21 protein-coding genes are annotated in these 24,138 nt (G+C 38.6%); 15 read left to right on the top strand and 6 right to left on the bottom strand.

What is annotated here, in order from left to right; all coding sequences use genetic code 11:
* Positions 1-29: 29 nt before the first annotated feature.
* The 15 genes from J2T03_RS13855 (at position 30) to J2T03_RS13785 (ending at position 18,331) form a co-directional block, all read left to right on the top strand.
* Complete coding sequence (locus tag J2T03_RS13855) at positions 30-395, top strand: FtsL-like putative cell division protein (protein ID WP_040992842.1); 366 nt, start codon at positions 30-32, stop codon at positions 393-395.
* Positions 379-2,370 carry a penicillin-binding transpeptidase domain-containing protein gene (locus tag J2T03_RS13850; protein WP_306841198.1) on the top strand — a complete coding sequence of 664 codons (1,992 nt, stop codon included), beginning with the start codon at positions 379-381 and terminating at the stop codon, positions 2,368-2,370. Before J2T03_RS13855 ends, J2T03_RS13850 begins: the two co-directional genes overlap by 17 nt.
* 65 nt (positions 2,371-2,435) lie before the next feature.
* Positions 2,436-3,896, top strand: coding sequence for a UDP-N-acetylmuramoyl-L-alanyl-D-glutamate--2,6-diaminopimelate ligase (locus J2T03_RS13845; protein WP_307211901.1), 1,461 nt, complete (start codon positions 2,436-2,438; stop codon positions 3,894-3,896).
* A gap of 11 nt (positions 3,897-3,907) precedes the next feature.
* Positions 3,908-4,231: a four helix bundle protein gene (locus J2T03_RS13840; protein ID WP_307211898.1), complete on the top strand. Its 324-nt coding sequence runs from the start codon at positions 3,908-3,910 to the stop codon at positions 4,229-4,231.
* Positions 4,232-4,269: 38 nt separating this feature from the next.
* Positions 4,270-5,511, top strand: a complete 1,242-nt coding sequence (mraY, locus tag J2T03_RS13835) for a phospho-N-acetylmuramoyl-pentapeptide-transferase (RefSeq protein ID WP_306841195.1) — start codon at positions 4,270-4,272, stop codon at positions 5,509-5,511.
* Positions 5,512-5,583: 72 nt separating this feature from the next.
* On the top strand, positions 5,584-6,909 hold the full coding sequence (murD, locus tag J2T03_RS13830) for a UDP-N-acetylmuramoyl-L-alanine--D-glutamate ligase (protein ID WP_307211895.1): 1,326 nt from the start codon (positions 5,584-5,586) through the stop codon (positions 6,907-6,909).
* A 93-nt stretch (positions 6,910-7,002) separates the two neighbouring features.
* Positions 7,003-8,241, top strand: coding sequence for an FtsW/RodA/SpoVE family cell cycle protein (locus tag J2T03_RS13825; RefSeq protein WP_306841191.1), 1,239 nt, complete (start codon positions 7,003-7,005; stop codon positions 8,239-8,241).
* Positions 8,242-8,274: 33 nt separating this feature from the next.
* Positions 8,275-9,384 carry an undecaprenyldiphospho-muramoylpentapeptide beta-N-acetylglucosaminyltransferase gene (gene murG / locus J2T03_RS13820; protein ID WP_307211892.1) on the top strand — a complete coding sequence of 370 codons (1,110 nt, stop codon included), beginning with the start codon at positions 8,275-8,277 and terminating at the stop codon, positions 9,382-9,384.
* 22 nt (positions 9,385-9,406) lie between these two features.
* Positions 9,407-10,765: a UDP-N-acetylmuramate--L-alanine ligase gene (murC, locus tag J2T03_RS13815; protein ID WP_307211887.1), complete on the top strand. Its 1,359-nt coding sequence runs from the start codon at positions 9,407-9,409 to the stop codon at positions 10,763-10,765.
* 84 nt (positions 10,766-10,849) lie between these two features.
* On the top strand, positions 10,850-11,806 hold the full coding sequence (locus tag J2T03_RS13810) for a cell division protein FtsQ/DivIB (protein ID WP_307211883.1): 957 nt from the start codon (positions 10,850-10,852) through the stop codon (positions 11,804-11,806).
* Between the two features lie 87 nt (positions 11,807-11,893).
* On the top strand, positions 11,894-13,276 hold the full coding sequence (ftsA, locus tag J2T03_RS13805) for a cell division protein FtsA (protein WP_306841185.1): 1,383 nt from the start codon (positions 11,894-11,896) through the stop codon (positions 13,274-13,276).
* 120 nt (positions 13,277-13,396) lie between these two features.
* Positions 13,397-15,307, top strand: a complete 1,911-nt coding sequence (gene ftsZ, locus J2T03_RS13800; protein ID WP_307211881.1) for a cell division protein FtsZ — start codon at positions 13,397-13,399, stop codon at positions 15,305-15,307.
* Positions 15,308-15,397: 90 nt separating this feature from the next.
* Positions 15,398-15,844 (top strand): GatB/YqeY domain-containing protein, encoded by a 447-nt coding sequence (locus tag J2T03_RS13795; protein ID WP_306841181.1) that lies wholly within the window; start codon positions 15,398-15,400, stop codon positions 15,842-15,844.
* Positions 15,845-16,297: 453 nt separating this feature from the next.
* Positions 16,298-16,708, top strand: a complete 411-nt coding sequence (locus J2T03_RS13790; protein ID WP_034701172.1) for a BrxA/BrxB family bacilliredoxin — start codon at positions 16,298-16,300, stop codon at positions 16,706-16,708.
* A 105-nt stretch (positions 16,709-16,813) separates the two neighbouring features.
* The gene (locus tag J2T03_RS13785) at positions 16,814-18,331 is read left to right on the top strand and encodes a GH3 auxin-responsive promoter family protein (protein ID WP_307211880.1); all 1,518 of its coding nucleotides are present in this window, start codon (positions 16,814-16,816) and stop codon (positions 18,329-18,331) included.
* A 132-nt stretch (positions 18,332-18,463) separates the two neighbouring features.
* On the opposite strand, the gene J2T03_RS13780 is transcribed toward J2T03_RS13785, so the two are convergent.
* From J2T03_RS13780 to mutL, 6 genes are all read right to left on the bottom strand, one after another.
* On the bottom strand, positions 18,464-18,841 hold the full coding sequence (locus J2T03_RS13780; protein WP_307211877.1) for a hypothetical protein: 378 nt from the start codon (positions 18,839-18,841) through the stop codon (positions 18,464-18,466).
* A 23-nt stretch (positions 18,842-18,864) separates the two neighbouring features.
* Positions 18,865-19,227, bottom strand: a complete 363-nt coding sequence (locus tag J2T03_RS13775; RefSeq protein ID WP_307211874.1) for a hypothetical protein — start codon at positions 19,225-19,227, stop codon at positions 18,865-18,867.
* A gap of 4 nt (positions 19,228-19,231) precedes the next feature.
* On the bottom strand, positions 19,232-20,206 hold the full coding sequence (locus tag J2T03_RS13770) for an endonuclease/exonuclease/phosphatase family protein (protein ID WP_306841176.1): 975 nt from the start codon (positions 20,204-20,206) through the stop codon (positions 19,232-19,234).
* A 73-nt stretch (positions 20,207-20,279) separates the two neighbouring features.
* Positions 20,280-21,269: an endonuclease/exonuclease/phosphatase family protein gene (locus J2T03_RS13765; protein WP_307211872.1), complete on the bottom strand. Its 990-nt coding sequence runs from the start codon at positions 21,267-21,269 to the stop codon at positions 20,280-20,282.
* An 8-nt stretch (positions 21,270-21,277) separates the two neighbouring features.
* Positions 21,278-22,006 (bottom strand): rhomboid family intramembrane serine protease, encoded by a 729-nt coding sequence (locus tag J2T03_RS13760; protein WP_307211870.1) that lies wholly within the window; start codon positions 22,004-22,006, stop codon positions 21,278-21,280.
* 3 nt (positions 22,007-22,009) lie between these two features.
* Complete coding sequence (mutL, locus tag J2T03_RS13755) at positions 22,010-23,800, bottom strand: DNA mismatch repair endonuclease MutL (RefSeq protein WP_307211866.1); 1,791 nt, start codon at positions 23,798-23,800, stop codon at positions 22,010-22,012.
* Positions 23,801-24,138 lie beyond the last annotated feature (338 nt).

The following is a 24,138-nucleotide window of genomic DNA, read 5'->3' as shown; positions in this document are numbered from 1 at the left end:
ACTGCAAAGCAAATTGAGATAAAAAGATTTTGGCAAAAAGAACAACAAACCGCCCTCAGAAAAAACTCACTTTTATAGATATTATAAAAGGAAATTTTCTGAACCGTGATGAGATCAAAACTCATTACAAGTATTTTTTACTGTTGTTCGTTCTCATGATGGCGATGATTTATAGCAATCACCTCGTCAACAAGAAGATCAAAATCGTCAATGCATTAAAAGAAGAAACAGAAGAATATAAATCGAGAAACGCTTACGCTCAGAGTAAGCTGATCAAAGTAAAAATGGAATCCCAACTGGGGAAGGAAGTAGCAAAAGATTCATTGATGACTTTGGAAAACCATCCTCATAAACTGCTAATAAAACTGGACAGTACAGATGCAAAAACAAAATGAATACGATAACAAACGTAAAAAAACGTTAAGGTGGGGCTACCTCTTCGCTGTGGGAGTTCTGTGCGTATTTGTGATGTTTCTTGCAAGGATTGTAATCTTGCAAAACACTAATGTTCAGGAAATTAAAGACGATTACATTAATAAAAACTATCGCGAAGCCACTCTCAAGGCTGCCCGCGGAAACCTCTTTGCTTCGGACGGATCTATTCTGGCTACCACCGTGATGCGCTATGACATCTATCTTGATTTCAAAACCATGAAAGATACGATCTATAGCAACAATATTGGTGCGTTAACGGATTCTTTAAGCAAAATGTTCGGAAAGCCCAGAGGAGAATTCAGAAAGAAGTTTGACGAACAGAAAAAGAAGAAAAACCAGTACTATACACTAGTTAAGGGCCTTGATTTTGACCAATACGACAGGATCAGAAACTTTCCGATCTTTAAAAAAGGTAAAAATAAAGGAGGCTTTATCGTAGACAGAAATTATAAGCGTGAGCTTGCCACTTCAGAGATAGGGTCCGGAACTATTGGTATGGATAATGGAGAAGTGAAAGCCGGACTGGAAGGTGCTTTTTCAAAATACCTTACAGGAACCGACGGAAAAAGATTAGAGCAAAGAATCAATTCATCACAATGGAAGCCAATTGATTACTGGAAAGTAAAAGAACCCGTAGATGGTGAAGATGTTTACACCACCTTAGACCTTAGAATTCAGGACATTGCACACTCTGCTTTACAGAAGCAACTGATCACTTATGAAGCTAAACACGGAACAGTGATTGTTATGGAAACACAAACCGGAAAGGTACGTGCTCTCGTGAACCTGAGAAGAACAGAGTCTGGAGAATACGAAGATTCCTACAACTATGCCTTAAAAGATAATATCGAGCCTGGCTCTACTTTTAAGACCATTTCTCTGTTGGCAGCGATGGATGATGGTTTCATTGATGAAAATACAACAGTAGATGTTGGTAACGGAGTTTGGACCTACGCAAAGCAGAGAATTTCTGACGGCCACGGTGGAGGAACTTACGACATCAGTGATGTTTTAGCAAAATCAAGCAATGTGGGGACTGCAAAATTAATTACAAAATATTATGCAGAAAAACCACAAATCTTCCTTGATCACCTGAAAAGATGGAAATTGTTCGATAAAATGGACATTGAGCTTCCAGGAATCACAAAACCAAAGATTCTGACTCCTGAACACAAGAGATGGAATGCAGCAACACTGGCTTCTATTTCTTATGGATACTCATCAAATATCAACCTGTTACAGCTAACAACCTTCTATAACGGGGTTGCTAACGGCGGTAAAATGCTTAAGCCTCTATTCATCGATAAAATCATGAAAGAAGGAAAAGTAGTGTACAGCGCAAAACCTGAAGTAATGGTCAACAAAATGGCATCAGAAAAAGCGATCAAAATGATGACCAGTGCATTGACGAAAGCTGTAGAAAAGGGAACAGGACGAAGCATCTTCACCCCGAACCTGAAAATGGCAGGAAAAACAGGAACCGCAAGATTTGAATACTGGCTTCCTGGCCCCATGAAGTACAGAGCTTCTTTTGCCGGCTTTTATCCCGCTGATAATCCAAAATATACATGTTATGTGATGATCAGTGAGCCTAATACGGCAATAGGCTTTTACGGAGGTGCCGTTTCAGCACCAGTATTTAAAGAAATTGCAGGAAAAACATTCCTGAAGACACCTCAGAATATTGAAAAAGAAATGCTTGTAGACAGAAAGGTAAACCTGAATAAAATGGTTGAACCTAATGTAAAAATAGCCGTAAACAACAAACAAATGCCAAGCGTAGTTGGACTGATAGGCAAAAACATCATTCCACAACTGGAAAATTTAGGATACAGAGTGGATTATAAAGGAGTTGGACGAATTAAAGAACAGTTCCCGCTGGAAGGCACCATAATCAGCAAAAACCAGAGAATTTATTTGTCTCTGCAGAATTAAAATAACAGAACCAAGTCCTAAAAGGACAATAATAAAAGACAGGAAAAATTCCTGTCAGATATAAAATGATAATAACAGAATTATTAAAAAGGATCCCAGTTTCAGAAATTCACGGCGACGACGCAAGGGAGGTTTCAGAATTGGTTTTCGATAGCAGAAAGGTTACGGAAGGCTCACTCTATATTGCAGTGAGAGGCACCGTTGCAGACGGACATTCATACATTGCATCATCTGTTGAAAAAGGTGCAAAAGCAGTTGTATGTGAAAAATTTCCGGAAACAATGGATGAAGACGTAACCTACATTAAGGTGAAAGATTCATCTAAAGCACTGGGACATCTGGCTTCCAACTTTTATGGAAACCCATCACAGAAACTAAAGCTAATCGGAGTTACCGGAACCAATGGAAAAACATCTGTGTCCACTCTTCTTTTTGATGTATTCAAAAACTTAGGCTATGATTCTGCCCTGCTTTCTACCGTAGAGATCAGAATCGGGGAAAAAATTATCCCGGCAACACACACGACTCCGGATGTTATTACCATTAATAGAATATTAGCCCAGGCTGTTGAGGAAGGCTGTGAATTTGCCTTCATGGAGGTAAGCTCTCACGGAATTGCCCAAAACAGAATTGAAGGCTTACATTTTAAAGTGGCAGGCTTTACCAACCTTACCCATGACCATTTGGATTATCATAAAACATTCGACGAATATCTTAAAATAAAGAAAAGATTTTTTGACGAACTCGAAGATACGGCCGTAGCCATCACGAATGTAGATGACAAAAACGGCATGGTAATGCTTCAGAACACAAAGGCACAGAAAAAATCTTATGCCCTGAAAACCATGGCGGACTACCATGGGAAATCTTTAGAAATTGATTTCAACGGCATGTTGCTGAACTTCAACGGAAAAGAATTCTGGACCACACTGACGGGAAAATTCAATATTTATAATCTTCTGCTGGTTTTCGGAATTGCTTCCGAACTTGGTTTTGAACAGGATGAAATTTTGCAGGCGATCAGTAAGCTCAAAAGAGTGTCAGGGAGATTTGAAACGTTCAAATCAGATGGTGGGATTTTCTTCATCGTAGATTATGCACACACACCGGATGCTTTAGAAAACATTCTGGACAGCATCAACGATATCAGAACGAAAAATGAAAGGCTGATCACCGTATTCGGATGTGGAGGCGACAGGGATCACTCCAAAAGGCCTGAAATGGGAAATATTGCCACCAGAAAATCAACGCTGGCAATTATCACTTCAGACAATCCGAGAACAGAAGATCCTGCCCAGATCATCAAAGAAATTGAAGCCGGTGTTGAATCCCAAAACTTCAGCAAATACACTTCAATTCCGGACAGAAAAGAAGCCATAAAAATGGCAATAAGGTTTGCAGAACCGAAAGATATTGTTTTAGTAGCCGGAAAAGGCCACGAAAACTACCAGGAAATTAATGGTGTAAAACATCATTTTGACGACAAAGAAACGATCAGCGAACTTTGGAAGTTAATGAGTAAATAAGCTGAAATTAATTGAAAGTTTATCAATTTCTTAGAAGTGAAAATTTAGAAAGAGAATTTGAATTCAGTAACCAAATAAAAAGAGCCGGATTTTCAATATCCAACAATATTGCAGAAGGCTCAGAATATAATAATAACAGACAATTTATTAAATATTTAAAAATTGCAAAAGGCAGTTGTGCCGAAGTTAGAAGTATGATGATCGTAAGTAAAAGATTAAAATTAGGAGATGAAAATAAGGCTGAAGAAATCACTAATCTTTCACGAGAAGTTTCTTCTAATATTTCCAACTTTATTAAGTATTTAAGTGAGAATATGGAGAAACCCCATCTTTAAATCTTTAAATAAATTAAATTTTTAAATTAAAAAAGAACATGCTATACTATCTATACGAATATCTAACCAGTCAGGGAATCCACATACCGGGATTGGGAATGCTGAAATACATTTCTTTCCGTGCAGGTATCGCCGTACTGTTTTCTCTCATCATTGCCTTGGTCTACGGAAAGAGGATCATTAACTATCTGAGGTCAAAACAGATGGGCGAGTTGGTGCGTGATCTTGGACTGGACGGACAAAAGCAGAAAGAAGGAACTCCTACCATGGGAGGACTGATCATTATTATTGCAACGATTATTCCTGTGCTGCTCTTTACCAGGATCACCAATGTCTATATAGTTCTGCTGCTTGTTTCTATGTTATGGATGGGAGCCATAGGTTTCGTAGATGATTATTTAAAAAAGATCAAGAAAAATAAAGACGGTCTGAGCGGAAAATTCAAAATTGTGGGCCAGGTTGGATTAGGGCTAATTGTCGGAATTACAATGTATTTCCATCCGGATATCACCGTTAAAAGAAAGTATGCAGATGCAAAGGTCGTGAACCGAAACAATGTAGAGCAGAACTTTATGCCTACAGAAAAGATCACTGTTTCTACTGTTCCGTTTGCTAAGAACAATGAATTTGATTACAGTGGAATTTTGTTTTGGATGAATGATAAAGATGCCCATGAGTGGGCATGGATTGTCTTTATCCCAATTGTTATTTTTATCGTGACTGCCGTGTCAAACGGAGCCAATATTACGGATGGAATTGACGGGCTTGCAGCAGGAACCAGTGCCATCATACTGCTTACCCTGGCGCTGTTCGCCTATCTTTCCGGGAATATTATTTTTGCAGACTATCTCAATATCATGTTCCTCCCCAATATGGGTGAAACCACGATTTTCGCGGTAGCCATGGTGGGTGCGGTAATTGGTTTCTTCTGGTACAACACCTATCCTGCCCAAGTATTCATGGGTGACACCGGCAGTTTGATGCTTGGTGGGGTGATTGCTGTTTTAGCGATCATTTTAAGAAAAGAACTCCTGATTCCGGTTTTATGCGGGATCTTCCTGATTGAAAACGTATCTGTCATGCTGCAGGTCATTGTTTTCAAATACAGAAAAAGAAAATACGGGTTGGAATACGCCCAAAACAATAGATTTTTTAGAATGTCACCATTGCACCACCATTATCAGAAAGGAGGTTTCCATGAGAGTAAGATCGTAAACAGAATGATCATCATCGGTGTAGTGCTGGCTATTGTATGCCTGATCACATTAAAAATGAGATAAATTTTAAAGTAAGAGTATTAAAAATAAAACCAAATTACATTAATACATTTTACATTTTACAAAAGAATAAATATGAAAATAGTTGTTTTAGGAGGTGGAGAGAGCGGATGCGGAGCTGCTTATTTAGCGAAAAAACAGGGTCTGGAGGTTTTTCTTTCAGACAAAGGCGCTATTAAGGATAACTATAAGCAGTTTTTAGCCGACAATGAAATTGAATTTGAAGAAGGAAACCACAACGAAGAAAGGATTTTAAATGCAGACTGGATCGTAAAAAGCCCGGGAATTCCCAAAAAGGCAGAGATCGTTCATAAAATTCATGAGAAAGGAATAAGACTTTCCTCTGAAATTGAATTTGCCTCAGAATTTACTGATGCAAAGATCATTGCTATTACAGGAAGCAACGGAAAAACAACAACAACTTCACTGATCTATTATATCCTGAAAAATGACGGACTGAATGTAGGACTGGGAGGAAACATAGGATACAGCTTTGCAAAACAGGTGGCCGATGAAGATCATGAATATTATGTTCTGGAAGTAAGCTCTTTCCAGCTGGATGACATTCAGAACTTCAGGCCGTATATCTCCTTATTGCTGAACCTTTCTCAGGATCATCTGGATCAATACAACTACAATTATGAAGAATATGCTTTAGCTAAATTCAGAATTGCAGAAAACCAGGAAAATGACAATTTCTTCATCTATAACAAGGATGATGAAATGAGTAAAAACATCCTTGAGAAGCTGGAAATAAAAGCGAAAATGATCCCTTTCTCTATAAAAGAAAAACTGTCTGAGGGTGGTTTCATTGAGGACGACCAGATCGTGGTAAAAATGGAGGACGAGTTTTCCATGAATATCGATAAGCTCTCTCTTCTTGGAAATCATAATGTAGCCAATAGCCTGGCTGCCTCTATTGCTGGTAAAATATTGAAAATCAACAATGAGAGCATCAGAAATTCATTAATGACCTTCCAGGCGGTAGAGCACAGGCTTGAATTCGTGACAGAAACCAACGGAGTAAAATACATCAATGACAGTAAGGCAACGAATGTAAACGCTACCTATTATGCTTTAGAAAGCATGAAAACCCCAACAGTCTGGATCGTGGGAGGATTAGATAAAGGAAATGACTACTCAGAAATTGAAGATCTCGTTAAAAGAAAAGTAAAAGCAATTGTCTGCTTAGGAATAGACAATACGAAGATTATAGAATTCTTTAAAGACAAAAAAGAATTCATCTATGATACTTCAAGCATGGAAGAAGCAGTGAAAATATCAAAATCCCTGGCAAAGAGCGGAGATACCGTTCTGCTTTCCCCGTGCTGCGCAAGTTTTGACCTGTTCAAAAGCTATGAAGACAGAGGAAAACAGTTTAAAGAGCAGGTATTAAAGTAAATGTAAAAAGTAGGAATGTATTTACGTATTAATGATCAAAGCTTACTGCAAAATCATGAATACATTTTACATCAATACATGAATACAAAAAATATGGACGAACAGAACACAGAAAGCAGAATTGAATTTCTAAAGGGCGATAAAGTACTTTGGATGGTCATCCTTGTGATCTCTATTTTCTCTATTTTCCCGGTATACTCTGCAAGTTCAAATCTGGAATATATCGTTAATAATGGGACTACTACAGGTCACGTTATCAAGCATATGTTCTTTGTGGTCTTAGGTCTTGTGATTATGAGAGTCGTGGGAATGGTAAAATATGAGTATATCGGGAAGCTCAGCAGTATTCTGCTCGGTTTAATGATTGTACTGCTCGTTATCACCATGTTTACAGGTCAAACCATTGACGGAGCCAGTGCTTCAAGATGGCTGAAAATCCCGGGAACACCCATCTCATTCCAGCCATCCTCATTTGCATTTTTAATGCTCGTTATATATCTCTGCAGATATCTGACCAAAAAAATAACACGGGAAAGACTTCCTATAGAGAACATTATGTACATCTTCGGGCCAATCCTGCTGGTATTTGTGCTGGTAGCAAAAGACAACGGTTCTACGGCATTGATGATCCTGATGGTTTCTGTAATCGTTCTAATCATAGGGCAGCTTCACTGGAAATATATTGCAGGTTTCATCTCTTCCTCATTTGTAGCTATTGTCCTGTTTCTGATTATTGCATTAAATACCAACCTCATCGGTGGAAACCGTGTGCATACATGGATGAGCCGTATCGAAACATTTACATCCAGCAAAGCAAAAACGGCCGATGTAGATGATGAAAGCGTAAAAGCTAAAAACTACCAGGTAATGCAGGCTAAAGCTGCTATTGTCCATGGTGGAATTACCGGAATGGGACCCGGAAAAAGCGCATTGAAACAAATGCTACCCCAGTCTGCTTCCGATTTTATTTTTGCTGTGATCGTAGAAGAATACGGACTGATCGGCGCCGCCTTCCTGATATGTCTTTATCTTATTATGATGATCAGGATTGTGATGATTGCCAGCAAAATGCCCGCGTTTTTTGGGTCACTGCTCGTGCTCAGTCTCGGGGTGATGATCTTCATACAGCTTTCTGTAAATATTGCTGTGGCGGTTAACCTGATCCCGGTAACAGGGCAGCCGTTGCCACTGATAAGTTATGGAGGAACCTCCATGCTGGTAACCTATCTCCAGCTTGGAATTATTTTAAATATAAGCTCAAGAATCCAGATCTATGATGAAGAAGGAATGGGCAAAAAACAGAGTGTAGCAGAAATTAATGATATCGCTTAACTCAAAACAAACGGTATCAATAAAAAAATAAAAATGAACAAGAAACTAAAAGTAGTATTATCCGGCGGCGGAACAGGAGGACATATCTTCCCGGCTATCGCGATTGCAGATGAGATCAAAAAAAGATTTCCTGATACAGAATTTTTGTTCATAGGTGCCAACGGAAAAATGGAAATGGAAAAAGTTCCGCAGGCAGGTTATAAAATTGAGGGAATTGATATCGCCGGAATCGACAGAGGAAATATATTATCAAATTTAGGTCTGCCTTTCAAAATTTTGAAAAGCTTGTCCAAATCAAAAAAGATTATTAAAAACTTTGCCCCGGATTTTGCAGTGGGAACAGGTGGTTTTGCAAGCGGGCCAGCTTTATACGAAGCCAGTAAACTGGGAATCCCAATCTTCATCCAGGAGCAGAATGCCCATGCCGGTGTCACCAATAAAATCTTAAGCAAGAAAGCTAAAGCTGTCTTTACGGCTTATCCTAAAGTGGAAGGCTTCCCTGCTGAAAAAATAAAATTCCTGGGCAACCCTATTCGTGAGAATATTATTTCAGGAATGCAGAAAACCGATAAGGCAAAAGAAAAAATGGGACTGAGTAAAGATAAACTTACCATACTTTCGGTAGGGGGCTCTTTAGGCTCCAGAACATTAAACAATGCATGGAAATCTCATTTAAATGAACTGGAAAAAAAAGATTATCAGCTGATCTGGCAGACAGGAAAGCTTGATTATAAAGATATTTTAGAAGAAACAAAAGATAGCGACAGCAGAAACATTCAGATCCTTGAATTCATCAAAGATATGGAGCTGGCCTATTCTGCAGCGGATATTATTGTTTCGAGAGCCGGGGCTATTGCCATTTCGGAACTGGCAGTAGCAAAGAAACCTGTTCTCTTAGTGCCTTTCCCTTTTGCAGCGGAAGACCATCAAACCAAAAATGCCATGAATCTGGTTGAAAAAAATGCAGCCAGAATGGTAAAAGATTCCGAAGTGCAGGAAAAATTCTGGAGTACCCTGGAAGAGATCTGCAGCAGCGAAAGTCTAAGAGATGAAATGTCTCAGAATATGGAATATTTTGCCAAGCCCAATGCCGCAAAAGAGATTGTAGATGAGATATTTAAAACGGTAAAGAGTACAATGTAAAAATACATTAATACAAAAAAGAATGAACATATTAGAAACATATCAAAACTATTACTTCGTAGGAATCGGAGGTATCGGAATGAGTGCTTTGGCCCGCTATTTCAATGCCTCAGGCAAAAATGTGATGGGCTATGACAAAACCAATACCAAGCTTACCACACAGCTGATGAACGAAGGAATTGATATTGTTTTTGAAGATCATACCGGTGAGAAAATAACCTCACTTCAAAAAGAAAATACCTTGGTGATCTATACTCCCGCCATCAAAACGCTGGGAATCTTAGATTATTTTAACCAGAATCAGTTTGAAGTCTTAAAGCGTGCGAAAGTTTTAGGTCTGATCACAGAAAATACAGATTGTATTGCCGTTGCCGGAACACATGGAAAAACAACAACCTCTACATTGGTTTCACACCTTTGTAAAGAGGCTGCTCTTCCGTTTTCATGCTTTTTAGGCGGTATTTCTGAGAATTTCAGATCCAACTTTCTATATAACGGTACACAATATTCCGTAGTGGAGGCAGATGAATATGACAGAAGCTTTCTGTCCCTTTCTCCGGACTGGGCAGTAGTAACTTCTACCGATGCAGACCATCTGGATATTTACGGCGATAAAAATATGATTGAAGAAGGTTTCAAACAGTTTGCGGCCCTCGTTCCGGATGACAAACAGCTATTCGTAAGAAAAGGACTGGATATTGGCCGGGATCACAGGACCTATGCCGTCAACGAACAAGCAGATTACTATTCGGACAACCTGCGTATGGATCATGATAAAATCTACTTTGATTTTCATACCCCTTCTGAAACAGTAAAAGATTTTGTATGGGAGATTCCGGGGATCCATAATGTGGAAAATGCAACAGCTGCCCTGGCTATTCTTCACAATTTAGGCGTAGATTTTGAAACCCTGAAAAAGGCTATTGCCAATTTTAAAGGAATTAAAAGAAGATATACCAAGCATATTTATCCTAACGGTAAGATTTACATTGATGATTATGCCCACCACCCGACAGAAATCAATGCGGTAATGGGTTCAGTCAGGACATTTTATCCGGATAAAAAACTATTGGTAGTCTTTCAGCCCCATCTGTTCAGTAGAACAAGAGATTTCGCTGATGGATTTGCAGAAAGCTTAAGCAAAGCGGACGAACTCATTCTTCTCGACATTTACCCTGCAAGAGAGCTTCAGGAGAACTTTGAAGGAATAACGTCTGACTGGCTGCTGGAAAAAGTGAATTTAGATAAAAAAGAAAAATCGGATCTATCCGGTGCTTTTCAAAAAATAAAGGAAAAAGATTTTGACATCCTCCTTACCGTAGGCGCAGGAAACATTGACACCCTGTATGACCCTATTGCAGAATGGATTTCAAAAATGTAAAAAGTAGTAATGTATTTACGTATTCATGATCAAGCTTGGCAAAATCATCAATACATTTTACATAATACATGAATACAATAAAATATGAAAAATAAATACAGAATATTAAAAATTGCTGTCACAGTGATCATCCTTGGATTACTGCTGAGTTTCTCATTGAAGAGATTCAGCGGCCAGAAGATTACGGACAATAAGATTTCTGTAAAAATGAATGAAAAAACACCCGTATACTTCATCGATGAAAAAGATATCCGGGAAATTGTAAAAAAAGAAAACCCTTCCGGAAAAGTAGGAGATTTAAATATTCCAGTACTTGAAAAGAAGATCAATTCACTTCCCGCCGTAGATAGTGCCAATGTCTATTTAAACCTGAACGGAAAACTGTACCTCGATATCAAACAGAGGGTTCCCGTATTCAGATTGAATAAAGACGGAAGAGACTTTTATGTCGATGAAAAAGGGACCGAATTCCCTATTTCCAAAACCTACTCGCATCCCTGCATGCTGGTAACAGGAAATGTGAAGCCAGATGAATATCAGAAGCTCGCCGAGCTGGTTGAGAAAATTGATAAAGATGATTTCAGTAAAAAATTCTTTATCGGAATTTCAAAAGACAAAGACGATTATAATCTTCTAACCAGCGACGGAAATTATAAAGTGGAAATAGGAGATCTTGATAATATTGAATTTAAAGTAAAAGGCTTAAAAACTTTTGTGGAAAAATATCTTGTATTCCAGGATCCCCAAAAGTACAGCATGGTTTCTGTAAAATACCAGAACCAGATTGTAACCACTTTAAATCCTTATTTCAAAGAAAACGACAGTATCCTTGAAGCAGGAAATAAAGAACTGGCAAAAGCTCCGGTTCTCGCAGCCGTAAAAAAACCGGATGCACTGCTCAGAACTGCTAAAACAAAAACGTCCCCAGCAAAGTCGAAGGAAAAAATAAAGCAAAAGACGACAACCAAGCCAAAGGAAACCAAAAAAACAGAGAAAAAGCCAGCGGCCAAAAAGCCTAAGGCAAAAGTAAAAATAGAATAAAAGTCCGAATGGGCAATTAGTATAAAACAGGAATAAAATCCAGTTTGAAAACAAGGAAAAAGTAGAAAAAAATCAAATCGACATAAAATGGAAAATCAAGAGTATTCAGTAGGTCTGGACATCGGGACAACGAAGATTGTCGCGATTGTCGGAAGGAGGAATGCACACGGGAAGATAGAAGTTCTCGGGGTTGGAAAGGCCAAAAGTCTTGGAGTTCATAAAGGTATTGTGAATAATATTTCACAGACCATTAATTCAATCAAGGCTGCCGTTTCTGAAGCACAATCCAGCGCAGGAGTCCCTATCCGAAAAGTGACAGTAGGCATTGCAGGAAAACACATCCGTTCCCTGCAGCATTCCGACTATATCATGCGTGAGCATCCGGATAAATTTATTACAGACGACGACATCGAAGCACTGAAAGATCAGGTAAAAAAGCTTGTTATGCTTCCTGGAGAAGAAATTATCCATGTTCTTCCACAGGAATATAAAGTGGATTCCGAAGGTGAAATCCAAGAGCCGGTAGGAATGCACGGAAAGCGTTTAGAAGCTAATTTCCATGTGGTAGTAGGACAGATGGGCAGCATCAGGAACATCGCAAGATGTGTAAGAGAGGCCGGTCTTGAAATGGAAGCCCTTACCCTGGAACCTCTGGCATCTTCAGAAGCTGTATTAACTAAAGAAGAAAAAGAAGCCGGTGTTGCTATTGTAGACATCGGAGGTGGTACCACAGATATTGCAATCTTCAAGGACAATATCATCCGTCATACCTGCGTAATTCCTTACGGGGGAGGAATCATTACGGAAGATATCAAAGAAGGCTGCTCCATTATAGAAAAACATGCAGAACAGCTGAAAGTAAAATTTGGTTCTGCTGTTCCGGAATTAGAAAAAGACAGTACATTTGTTACTATTCCAGGGCTTCATGGAAGACCGGATAAGGAAATTTCCCTTAAAACCCTGGCACAGATCATCAACGCCAGAGTAGAAGAAATCCTGGAAATGGTCAATACAGAATTAAAAGCTTACGGAGCATTTGAGCAAAAGAAAAAGCTGATCGCGGGGATTGTCCTTACGGGAGGTGGATCGAACTTAAAGCATCTTCGTCAGCTTGCCAATTATACAACAGGTTTTGATAGCAGAATCGGTTTTGCCAACGAATATATTGCCAACGATAAAAATCAGTACCTGAAAGGCCCGGAATTTGCTACATCAATCGGCTTACTGATGGAGAGTTTGAAGATTCGCGACAAAAAACAGGGTGCTGAAACAGAAGAACTCGTTGAAGAAGAAATGGCTAAAGCAGAAACAGCTGCAGCACAGACAGAAGCAGTTCAGCAGGCTCAGCCTACAGCGATAGTTCAGGAACAAGCCACTGTTAATGAGCAGCAGGAAAACAGAAGAGCGAAACTTACCTTCGGGCAGTCGCTTATGGAAAAAGTTAAAAAATTCTTTGAAGAAGTAGAGTAAAATATAAATGATAGAAGATCATTGATAATTGATAAATAAAAAAGCACACAGCTTATTGCCGGCGTCATTTATCATTCATCAATTGTCATTCGTCAATCATCAATTATAAAAAGCATAGTTATGGAAAATATAGGTACACAAGGATTTTCATTTGATTTGCCAAAAGGAAATTCATCCATCATAAAAGTAATCGGTGTAGGAGGAGGCGGAAACAACGCTCTGAAACACATGTACGAGAAAGGTATTTACGGAGTAGATTTCGTAGTCTGTAATACCGATGCCCAGACTTTAGACAATAACCCTGTTGCCAATAAAGTACAGCTGGGTACTACCATCACAGAAGGTCTTGGTGCCGGAGCAGATCCTGAAGTTGGAGAAAAATCTGCTATTGAAAGCATCGAAGAGATCAAAGCATCTATGGGACAGAATACCAAAATGGTGTTCATTACAGCCGGGATGGGCGGTGGTACAGGTACCGGAGCCGCTCCGGTTATTGCCAAGGTAGCCAAAGATATGGGAATTCTTACGGTAGGTATCGTTACTGTTCCTTTCAGCTTTGAAGGTAAAAGAAGACTTGAACAGGCTGAAATAGGTCTGGAAAAGCTAAGAAATAATGTTGACTCACTTATTGTGATCAATAATGATAAACTGAGACAGCAGTTCGGAAACCTTGGTTTCAAGCAGGGATTCTCAAAAGCCGATGAAGTTTTAACCAATGCCGCGAAAGGAATGGCAGAAGTTATTACCGGTTATTTCGATGTAAACATTGACTTTAGAGATGCTAAATCTGTCCTTCAGAACTCCGGCACAGCATTGATGTCTACCGGAATTGCTTCGGGAGAAAACAAAGCAGAAGAAGCTGTTAAAAAAGCGCTTGACTCTCCGTTGTTGAATGACAACAAGATCACAGGTGCTAAAAACGTTCTTCTATTGATCAGAAGCGGTGCGGAAGAAGTTACCATGGATGAGATCGGGGTAATTATGGACCACATCCAGAAAGAAGCCGGAAATACCGCTGATATTATCTTCGGGGTAGGTGCTGATGAGGAATTGGGAGATTCTGTAAGTGTTCTGGTCATTGCTACAGGTTTTTCAAATGACAGCAAAAGATTTGCAGGACCTACTGAGAAGATCAGAATCAGCCTTAACGACAGTTTAGAGGCTCCGAAAGCTTCTCCTTTTAAGACAAGGGAAGAAAGAGATGCTACTTCTGAAACAACACGCGATTTCGGAGGAAAACACACGTTCAGACTGGATGACGAAGACAATGATACTCCGCAGTTCGGTATGACTTCTTCTGAAAAAAAAATGATTATTAAAGAAGAAGAAATCAAGACAGATATAAAATTCTTTGATAAAGAGGAAGATACCCAGAATAGCTGGAGAAATGAGCAAGAGGCAGAAGAAGAGTCTTACAGCCTGTTCTCTCATGATGACGAAGAAGGAGAAGATCCAAATGATCTGGAAATCGAGTCTTTTAAATTTGATTTTGATGCCAGAAAGGATGAAACTCCATCTACTCCGGCAACCCGTGCTTTTTCAGATGAAAAGCCTATTGAATTCAGTTTCTTTGTAAACAATCAGCCTTCATCGAATGAGCCTAAAACAGACTTCGGACAGCCAAAAGCAGAGTTTACAGCTCCTGCCAGCGCAGTTGAAATTCCGGTTCAGACAGTTGAAACCATCTTCCAGGCAAGACAGGAAGAGCCAAAAGCTGAAACAAAACCGGCTGTTGAAGAAAAAATTGAAATTGAAACTCCAAAACCTGCAGAATCAGAATTCACTTTTGTGAATAAAGCGGTTGATCAGGAAAGGATTTCGGAGAGAAGAAACAAATTAAAAGAATTCAATTCCCGCTATCAAAGCTTTGACAGCACAAGCGAATTCGAATCTGTACCGGCTTTCAAAAGAAAGAATATCGCTATCGACGGAACCAATGCATCAGATCAGAATATCAACACATACCTTTCTGAAAACAACGGATCCATACAGGTGAGAGAAAACAGATTTTTAAATAAAGACGTTGACTAAATAATGTGACAATGTATCAATTTAACAGTGTAACAATTGCTTGTTCAAATTGGTACATTGATGCACTTTTACATTGATAAATTATATACCATGAGTTTAGAAAATACTATAAGTGAGGCTATTAAAACAGCTATGAGAGAAAAAGACAGAGTTGCTCTGGACTCTCTGAGAGCTGTAAAAGCTCAGATTTTACTTCTAAAAACAGAAGCCAGAGGCGCTGAAGTTTCTGAAGAACAGGAAATTGCTATTCTTCAGAGAATGATCAAACAGCGTAAAGATTCTTTTGAGCAGTTCGCAGCACAGGGAAGAAATGACCTTGCAGAAGTAGAAGATGCTCAGATGAAAGTCATTGAGAAGTTTCTGCCTAAGCAGCTTAGTCCGGAAGAATTGGAAGCAGAAATTAAAAATATTATTGCCCAAACCGGAGCTGAGTCTGCCAAAGACCTGGGAAAAGTGATGGGAGCTGCTTCAAAAGCATTAGCAGGAAAGTCTGACGGAAAAAGTATTTCCGAAATGGCCAAGAAGCTTCTTTCGTAAAACGGGATACGTTTCATGTTATTTGGGGCCATATTAACCCTGAACATGAAGCACGAACCCAAAAACAGGATATCCAACCTTTGCATATCGATTTGATTAAAGAATCCCGGAACGCTAGCGTTCCGGGATTCATTTTTATTCATAGTATTTAATTCAGTCTATTATCATTCAAAACCGAATAAGCCTTTACTTAACTACTGTAATTCAGGTGGTGTTAAATAATTTGAGTGCTCGAGGGAAAGCAGTAAATGTTTTTTTCATGGTCAGTTGTTTTAGAATCATTTCAAATTTAACAAATAATTACCGTTATTCATACTTTTATTTCATCTTTTTTTGAATATTATTATAATATTAATAGTGTATTAATTTTTTATGACTAAGGCATTGATAGTTTTTATGTATTGAACAAACGCAAAGAATTGTTTAACTTTGTACTGATAAAAAACAAAATATATGTATCCAACAGATTTGGTAATGCCTATGAAGGCAGAACTTACAGATAAAGGTTTCGAAGATTTAACATCTCCAGCGCAGGTAGAAGAGGCTTTAAAACAGCCAGGAACTACTCTATTGGTAATTAATTCAGTATGTGGGTGTGCAGCTGGTGCGGCAAGACCGGGAGTTGTATATTCTTTGACAGGAGATAAAAAGCCTGATCATTTAACAACTGTTTTTGCAGGATTTGATACAGAAGCTGTAGCAGAAGCAAGAAAGCACCTGGCTCCATTCCCTCCAAGCTCACCATGTGTAGCTCTTTTCAAAGATGGTGAATTGGTTCACATGCTGGAAAGACATCACATTGAAGGGAATCCTGCAGGGGCTATCGCAGCCAATCTTCAGGCAGCTTTTGATGAATATTGCTAAGAAATAATAATCTAAAATACCGAACCGTTACATAATTTGTAGCGGTTTTTTTATTTAACATCATAAAAATTCTCTAAAAATCCAAATATTATTATATTTGTTGGAATGGCAACAAAGGCACTTTTCAATACTGTCGTCAACTGGTTTATCCGCCAAAGGATAGATCAGATTCAGAATTTCATGGATCATCCCATTGAAACTCAGAAAGGTATACTCTTTTCGCAGCTCTTTCATGCAGAAGACACTGAATACGGAAAGACATATGGCTTTAATTCGATTTCAAGCTATCAGGACTTTAAAAACAAGGTTCCTATCGTTACTTATGAAGATTTTGAACCTTATATTGAGAAAGCAAGACAGGGACATAAGGATGTAAGCTGGCCGGGCTATATCAAACATTTTGCAAAATCATCAGGAACTACAAATGCAAAAAGTAAGTTTATCCCTATTTCCGCAGAAAGCCTTGAATACTGCCACATGAAAGCAGGAAAAGACATGGTTTCCATCTATGCCAATAATCATCCGGACAACCAGCTATTCACCAATAAGAACCTTCGTTTGGGCGGAAGTTCTGAGCTTCATGCAGATTTCAATACCAAATTCGGAGATCTTTCTGCTATTTTAATTGACAATCTTCCTTTTTGGGTGGAAATCACCACAACCCCAAGTAAAAAAGTTTCCCTGATGGCTGAATGGGAAAGTAAGCTTAAAGCCATTACCTCGGAAGTAAAAAACGAAGATGTGGGAAGTATCCTTGGAGTACCCAGCTGGATGATGGTGCTTCTTCAGAGGGTTTTAAAAGAGACGGGCAGCGGAAGCATTTCTGAGCTCTGGCCTAATTTAGAGGTCTTTTTCCACGGTGGAATCAGTTTTAAACCATATAGAGACCAGTACAGGCAGATCATCGGAAAAAAGATCAATTACTACGAAATTTACAATGCTTCCGAAGGTTTCTTCGGGATACAGGATAGATCTGACAGTGATGAAATGCTGCTGATGCTGGATTATGGTATTTTTTATGAGTTCATTCCGATGGACCAGTTTCATTTTTCAAATCCGAAAGTCGTAAGCCTGGAAGACGTTGAACTGGGAAAAAACTATGCTATGGTGATTACCACAAACGGGGGACTGTGGAGATATCTGATCGGGGATACCGTTGTATTTACCTCAATCAATCCTTTCAGAATAAAAATTACAGGAAGAACCAAGCATTATATCAACGCCTTCGGAGAAGAACTTATGATCACCAATGTGGAGTCTGCCCTTACCAAGGCCTGTGAAGCTACCGGCGCAAGCATTACCGATTTTACGGGAGCTCCTGTTTTCATGAAAGAAAATGAAAGTGGTGCCCATGAGTGGATTTTTGAATTCAGCCAGTATCCGGATGACCTGGAACGTTTTACCGATGCTTTTGATCATCATCTAAAAACAGTCAATTCGGATTATGAAGCCAAAAGATACAACAATCTGACCCTGAAAAGGCCAATTGTCCATATTGCAAAACCTCATCTCTTCTACCGCTGGCTGGAGTCTAAAGGAAAACTCGGTGGCCAGAATAAAGTTCCGAGACTGAGCAATGACAGGGAATATATAGATCCTTTACTGGAACTCAATAATAAGTAGGCTTTGCCGAAAGACAGGATATTGATCTCCAAATCAGTTTACTATTCTTTATCAAAACAAAGCATATCTCATAAACAAAAAACGCAGTCAAAATTTCGACTGCGTTTTCTGTATTTTAGTATTAATATCTTACTATTTCTTTAAATCCTCCTTCAGCTTTTTTGCTCCTTCTTCTACTTTGGCCGCTCCATCTGCTGCTGCATCTTTTACGTCCTGCCCAACTTCTTTAGCTCCTGCTTTGATATCTTTTCCTGCCTTATTAAGGTCTTCTTTAGCTTTTTGAGCAGCATCGTCTATTTTATTCCCAGCTGCATCAACTTTGGTCTTTACATCTTCTTTAGCCTTATCTATTTTAGCGGTATCTATAACAGAAGGCGCTTCTGAAACCGTAGTTGTAGTCGTTGTTACTGATCCGTCCGCGTTTTCAACCTGTTCTGTTTTAGTCGTTGATTTTGTGCATGATACAGCAAATACTGCCACTGCAGCTGCTGCTAAAATTTGTTTTTTCATATTGTATATTTTTTTAATGTATTTTATTGTGGCTTTGTTCCGCTGGTTGGCGGATTGTCAGTTGTTTTCTGCTTCTTATCTGCTTCCGTCTTTTTATTGTCGTCTTCCAGCTTTTTTTTGTTTTCTTTCTCAAGCTCTTCTTTCAGCTTCTGCTCTTCTTTCTGAAGTTTTTCAGCCTGTTTTATAGAGTCCTGATATTTCTGTGAAGACATTCTGATCTGGCGGACAATATCTATTGACGTCGCTCCTGCTGAAAATGAATCCACTGCTGCTGTATCATAGTGAATTTTCACGTCCTGCTCAGCAGCGAAACCCGGAGTTTCCTTCTTTGAACAGGCCATTAACAACAGTAATACCATAAAAACTGCAGACAGTAAATTTTTCATGGAACTAATTTAGCAGAAATTCTGCAATTACAGGATAGTGATCCGATAATTTTACAGCATGATCCACTTTATAGCTTAAAGGAATGATAGATTTTGAAGTGAATATATAATCGATCCTAAGCGGAACTTTATAATCATCAAAGCTGGTAGAAGCCCCATTTCCTACAGTCACAAAGGCATCCTGAAGATCTTTTCCCAAGTTATAGTATTCGTAGGAATTAGGCACCGAATTAAAATCACCAGCAAGGATTACCGGATAAGGAGAAAAATCAATTACTTTTCTGATCTTTTTGATCTGGTCTTCATGGGCCTTAAAGGTTGGTGTCATATGAGAAATAAAATTGGTAACTTTCCCTTTTACCGTTGCAAAACCATCAAATTTGAACATTGATTTGTGAAGCCTGAAAGGTTCCAGGTAAACAGTAACCACTCGTACTATTTTTCCGTTAATATCTACATCGGCATAGAAAGAGCTTCCTCTTGCTTTATCTTCAATCAGCTGTTCCTGTCTTAAGATTTTATGCTTCGTTTTCAGAATAACCGATGGATATTTTATCATATCACGTTGTATCGCTCTGTTGGTGTCTTTTTCCTGAATAAGAATGATATCAGCATTCTGATCTATAATGTACTTTTTGACCTTGTCCCAGCCGAAATCTCCGTATTTCACATTAAATGTAAGAACTTTAATATCTCTGATCGATTTTAAATTTTCTGTTTTTGGAGAGAAATTCACCCATCTTCTCACCGGATTATAAAAAAGAAGGGCACCCAATACAAAAGCAATAGCTATTTTCTTTCTTTTAAGAATCCAGACAAGGGTCAGCAGTATATAGATCAAAATCAGATACGGAAACCCTAAGGATAGAAAGTTAAGGCTACCTAAAAAGTTAGGCGGTATCCATGCATTACCTAATGTGCACAGGAGCAACACGGCAACAGCAATATGTATAAACAGTAGTAATTGACTCAGCTTCATGAAGTAACGGTATAGTAGGGTTTTTTCATCAAAAACCTTACCAAGGCTGTCACTTTAACTAATTTTATGATTATTAGTTGTTTATTAAAAATGTTCCCACTACCGGATAATGATCTGAAAGCTTTATAGTCCGGTCCACTTTATAGGTAACAGGCTGTAAGGTTTTCGAGGTAAAAATATAATCTATTCTTATTGGAAATTTATAGTCATGAAAGCTTGTTGCGCTTCCTTTTCCCGCTTTCAGGAAAGCATCTTCCAGTCCTTCGGATAAATGATAATATTCGTAAGAATTGGGAACGGAATTGAGATCTCCCATAACAATCACAGGATAGGGTGAATTTTCAATTCCTTCTTTGATCGAGCCTATCTGATCCTGATGTTTTTTAAAAACAGGAATAAGCCTTTTAACAATATTTTTTAGCTTTCTTTCATCTTCTTCTTTAACACCATCGATTTTAATCATCTTTTTTTCAAATTTAAATGGTTCTAAATAAATATTGATAAAACGGTATATTTTTCCTCTAATTTCTATATCTGCCTGGGAAGCATAAGCATTATTAGTTTCGTAATCACTCTTGATAAGTTCTTTGGAATCTATTATTTTATGTTTTGAAAAGATTTTAAGAATCCCATTTTTATTAATCACTTCCATATCTTTAACAGAAACTTTTTTACCGGCCTCCTGGAGCATAACGACATCTGCATTGGCATTATTCAGGTACTGTTCAATTTCAGAAGCTCCCATTAAGCCTGCTTTCACATTAAATGTAATGACTTTCAGATTTGCCGTTTCTTTTTTATCAGAAGAAAAATTCACCCATCTCTGTATGGGATACATAAAGATGAGCCCCGCCAGCAGAAATACAAAGGCTCTCTTTTTCCAGCTGAAAAGCCAGAAAATCGTAAATACTGCGTATATGGCAATAAGGATGGGAAAACCTAAGGAAAGCAGGTTGAACCACGGAAATATTTTAGGCGGAACATAGGCATTCAGAAAGGTACAAAGCAGCAGGAACAAAACGCCTACGTGCAGGATCAGTATAATAAGGCGGAAGACTTTCACAGATATTTCTAATTGAATCTATACAAATGTTTCTTCCAGATCCTTGCAAGAATCCAGCCAACTAGTGCTCCTCCAACGTGAGCAAGATGGGCAATACCACCTCCGTTTCCTGAAACTCCCAGATATATAGAAACCACAATCACGATAGGCATCAGATATTTTACCTTTATAGGAATAGGAATGAACATCATCATGATTTTTGAATCAGGATACAATGTAGCAAAAGCAGCCACCACTCCGAAAATAGCTCCGGAAGCACCCATCATTTTTGTTGTTAGACCAAGATATAAACTCAGCAATTTCTCATTATATATGTATGCTACAGGATTATAGTCAAATACTGAAAGATTGGCTTTTGTATAAACTTCCGAAACATTGACATTTATCCTCTCAAGTTCTGAAACAATTTGTTGAATTTCTACAAAATTCCAAATATTAAATAAGGCAAAAGCACCTAATCCACTAACAAAGTAAAGTATTAGATATTTCTTTTCTCCTAAAGCCTGCTCTAAGATAGGCCCGAAACTATAGAGTGTAAGCATATTGAAAATAATATGTATATATCCTCCATGCATAAACATATGGGTGATAATCTGCCATGACTTAAAGTTAGGAGAGAAAGGATAATATGCCGAAAGACTGATGTACAATTGAGGCATAACGAAAAATGTCAAAATAAATACAACAATATTGATAATGATAATATTCCTTGTGATGGGTGGTATATTGTTAAACATTTTTTAAAATTTGTTTTTAAAATCATTAAACGGAACTTCATAAAAGCATCTTTTGCCATCCGGTAAAAATTCCGGGAAGCCTAAGGCTGTAAAATCTTTGATCACCTGTTCCGCATCTTTTTTATAAATAAAATCAAACCTTGATTTCGAATGCATTTTATTCCACTGATTAAGATAGAACTGCATAAATTCTTCTTCAGTCTTATATTCCAGAATTTCAAAAAGGTTCTCCAGGAACTTCATGGCCTGGGTTTCTTTCAGACCTTCAGGAAGAGCATCTATCCTCAGCACGCTTTCATGTGCAATTTTCATGTCAAACCCAAGTTCAGGAAGAAATTTTTTGAAAGAATTGTATTTATTCTTTTCTATTTCGTTCATATGATACTCCAGAGAAAACAGAAGCGTATGGCTGTTTGGGTTTAGATTAGGCTTCTTCGCGCTTTTATTATTTTCAGAAACGATCAGCCGGTGCATTCTTCCAAGGTCCAGCATCAGGGTTACATCGCCTTTATTGAACAGCCAGTAGCCGTTCGGCAGCCTCATCAGGTCCTCGTCAAAATCTTCGTCTTCAAATAAATTGATCTTTGAGGGTTCCGCCGTAATATTCTGGTGATACATTTCCGTAAGGTTCTGGATTTCTTCGGGACGCACATTTCTTTCTTCAATAAAAGGATTGTAGTCTTTATCTACTATAATTTCCGGCATTTTGATCACTCCTCCGCTGCCATTTCCTTTGCTTGGAAAAGGCCTATTCATCATCGCGTCCATTTCCGGATCTTTATCAAAATCAAGGCTCGGAGAAACGTTATAAATTCCCAGGGATCTTTTAATGGTGGAACGGAGAAGGGCAAAAATCAGGTGTTCATCTTCAAATTTCACCTCGGTTTTCTGAGGGTGAATATTCACATCTATTTTTTCCGGATCCATTTCAAGATACAGGAAAAATGTAGGTACATAGCCCGGCAGAAGCAGTCCTTCGAAGGCTTCCTGAACCGCTTTATTAAAATATGGGCTTCTGAAATATCTTCCGTTCACGAAAAGAAACTGCTCACCTCTGGATTTTTTGGCACCTTCCGGTTTAGCAACGAATCCGTGAAGCTTACACCATATGATGTCTTCTTTAATAGGAATCAGCTGCGGCTGCAGTTTACGTCCGAAAACATCCACAATACGCTGCATCTGGCTTCCTTTTCTTAATCTGAATACCGCCTCATCATCATGAAACAGGGAAAATTCCAGGTTTTCATGGGCTAAGGCAACCCGCTGGAATTCATCAATAACATGTCTGAATTCAACATTATTATTTTTAAGGAACTTTCTTCTGGCCGGAACATTGTAAAACAGGTTCTTAACCAGGAAATTAGACCCGTCGGCAGTCTGTATCGGGTCCTGAAACTGAAAAACGCCGCCTTCAATGTAGATATTCGTACCGATTTTAGCGTCATTCTGCTTTGTTCTCAGTTCAACCTGGGAAACTGCAGCGATAGAAGCCAGCGCCTCGCCCCGAAATCCTTTTGTAACGATCTTGAAAATATCTTCTGTTCCTTTGATCTTTGACGTAGCATGTCTTTCAAATGCCATTCTTGCATCGGTCTCAGACATTCCTTTACCATCATCCACCACCTGGATCAGGTTTTTTCCGGCATCCCTGATAATCAATTCTATCTTGGATGCTCCTGCGTCAATAGCATTCTCCAAAAGTTCCTTCACAATGGACGCAGGTCTCTGCACCACTTCTCCTGCCGCAATTTGGTTAGCTACATGATCCGGTAAAAGCTGAATAATATCTGACATAAAACGTATAATCAACTTACAAAAATAGTCAATGGAAATGGGAATTAAAACATTAAAACGGTGAATTAAAATTTAATTATCAACATTTTAATCACATTTTGGGTCCTCTTTGGCTTTTAATCCCCAACAGAGAAAAAGAATCCTCTAAGGCTTGTATTTTTTAACGCAAAGTTTAAAGATGATTGTTTTAGCTTTAAAGAGACACAAAGAGGTCTGGCTACGTCACTGACTAAGCACAGGAATAAATATACGCTTAGTTGAATCAATTAAAGATTGATGCCTGCTTTCCTTGCTTATAACTAATGAAAACACCCTTTTCCGAGGGTAGAAAAGGGCGA

Source organism: Chryseobacterium lathyri (assembly GCF_030812195.1).
GTDB lineage: Bacteria > Bacteroidota > Bacteroidia > Flavobacteriales > Weeksellaceae > Chryseobacterium > Chryseobacterium lathyri_A.
Note: the sequence above shows the minus strand (reverse complement) of the source record. Positions and strands in the feature narration are given on the sequence as shown.

Coding starts and splice junctions, on each gene's coding strand:
- J2T03_RS13760 (WP_307211870.1), bottom strand. CDS start 22,006: ATGTTTAACAATATACCACCCATCACAAGGAATATTATCATTATCAAT.
- ftsZ (WP_307211881.1), top strand. CDS start 13,397: ATGGAAAATATAGGTACACAAGGATTTTCATTTGATTTGCCAAAAGGA.
- J2T03_RS13770 (WP_306841176.1), bottom strand. CDS start 20,206: ATGAAGCTGAGTCAATTACTACTGTTTATACATATTGCTGTTGCCGTG.
- J2T03_RS13850 (WP_306841198.1), top strand. CDS start 379: ATGCAAAAACAAAATGAATACGATAACAAACGTAAAAAAACGTTAAGG.
- mraY (WP_306841195.1), top strand. CDS start 4,270: ATGCTATACTATCTATACGAATATCTAACCAGTCAGGGAATCCACATA.
- ftsA (WP_306841185.1), top strand. CDS start 11,894: ATGGAAAATCAAGAGTATTCAGTAGGTCTGGACATCGGGACAACGAAG.
- J2T03_RS13780 (WP_307211877.1), bottom strand. CDS start 18,841: ATGAAAAAACAAATTTTAGCAGCAGCTGCAGTGGCAGTATTTGCTGTA.
- J2T03_RS13790 (WP_034701172.1), top strand. CDS start 16,298: ATGTATCCAACAGATTTGGTAATGCCTATGAAGGCAGAACTTACAGAT.
- J2T03_RS13785 (WP_307211880.1), top strand. CDS start 16,814: ATGGCAACAAAGGCACTTTTCAATACTGTCGTCAACTGGTTTATCCGC.
- J2T03_RS13845 (WP_307211901.1), top strand. CDS start 2,436: ATGATAATAACAGAATTATTAAAAAGGATCCCAGTTTCAGAAATTCAC.
- murG (WP_307211892.1), top strand. CDS start 8,275: ATGAACAAGAAACTAAAAGTAGTATTATCCGGCGGCGGAACAGGAGGA.
- J2T03_RS13775 (WP_307211874.1), bottom strand. CDS start 19,227: ATGAAAAATTTACTGTCTGCAGTTTTTATGGTATTACTGTTGTTAATG.
- murC (WP_307211887.1), top strand. CDS start 9,407: ATGAACATATTAGAAACATATCAAAACTATTACTTCGTAGGAATCGGA.
- J2T03_RS13825 (WP_306841191.1), top strand. CDS start 7,003: ATGGACGAACAGAACACAGAAAGCAGAATTGAATTTCTAAAGGGCGAT.
- J2T03_RS13795 (WP_306841181.1), top strand. CDS start 15,398: ATGAGTTTAGAAAATACTATAAGTGAGGCTATTAAAACAGCTATGAGA.
- J2T03_RS13810 (WP_307211883.1), top strand. CDS start 10,850: ATGAAAAATAAATACAGAATATTAAAAATTGCTGTCACAGTGATCATC.
- murD (WP_307211895.1), top strand. CDS start 5,584: ATGAAAATAGTTGTTTTAGGAGGTGGAGAGAGCGGATGCGGAGCTGCT.
- mutL (WP_307211866.1), bottom strand. CDS start 23,800: ATGTCAGATATTATTCAGCTTTTACCGGATCATGTAGCTAACCAAATT.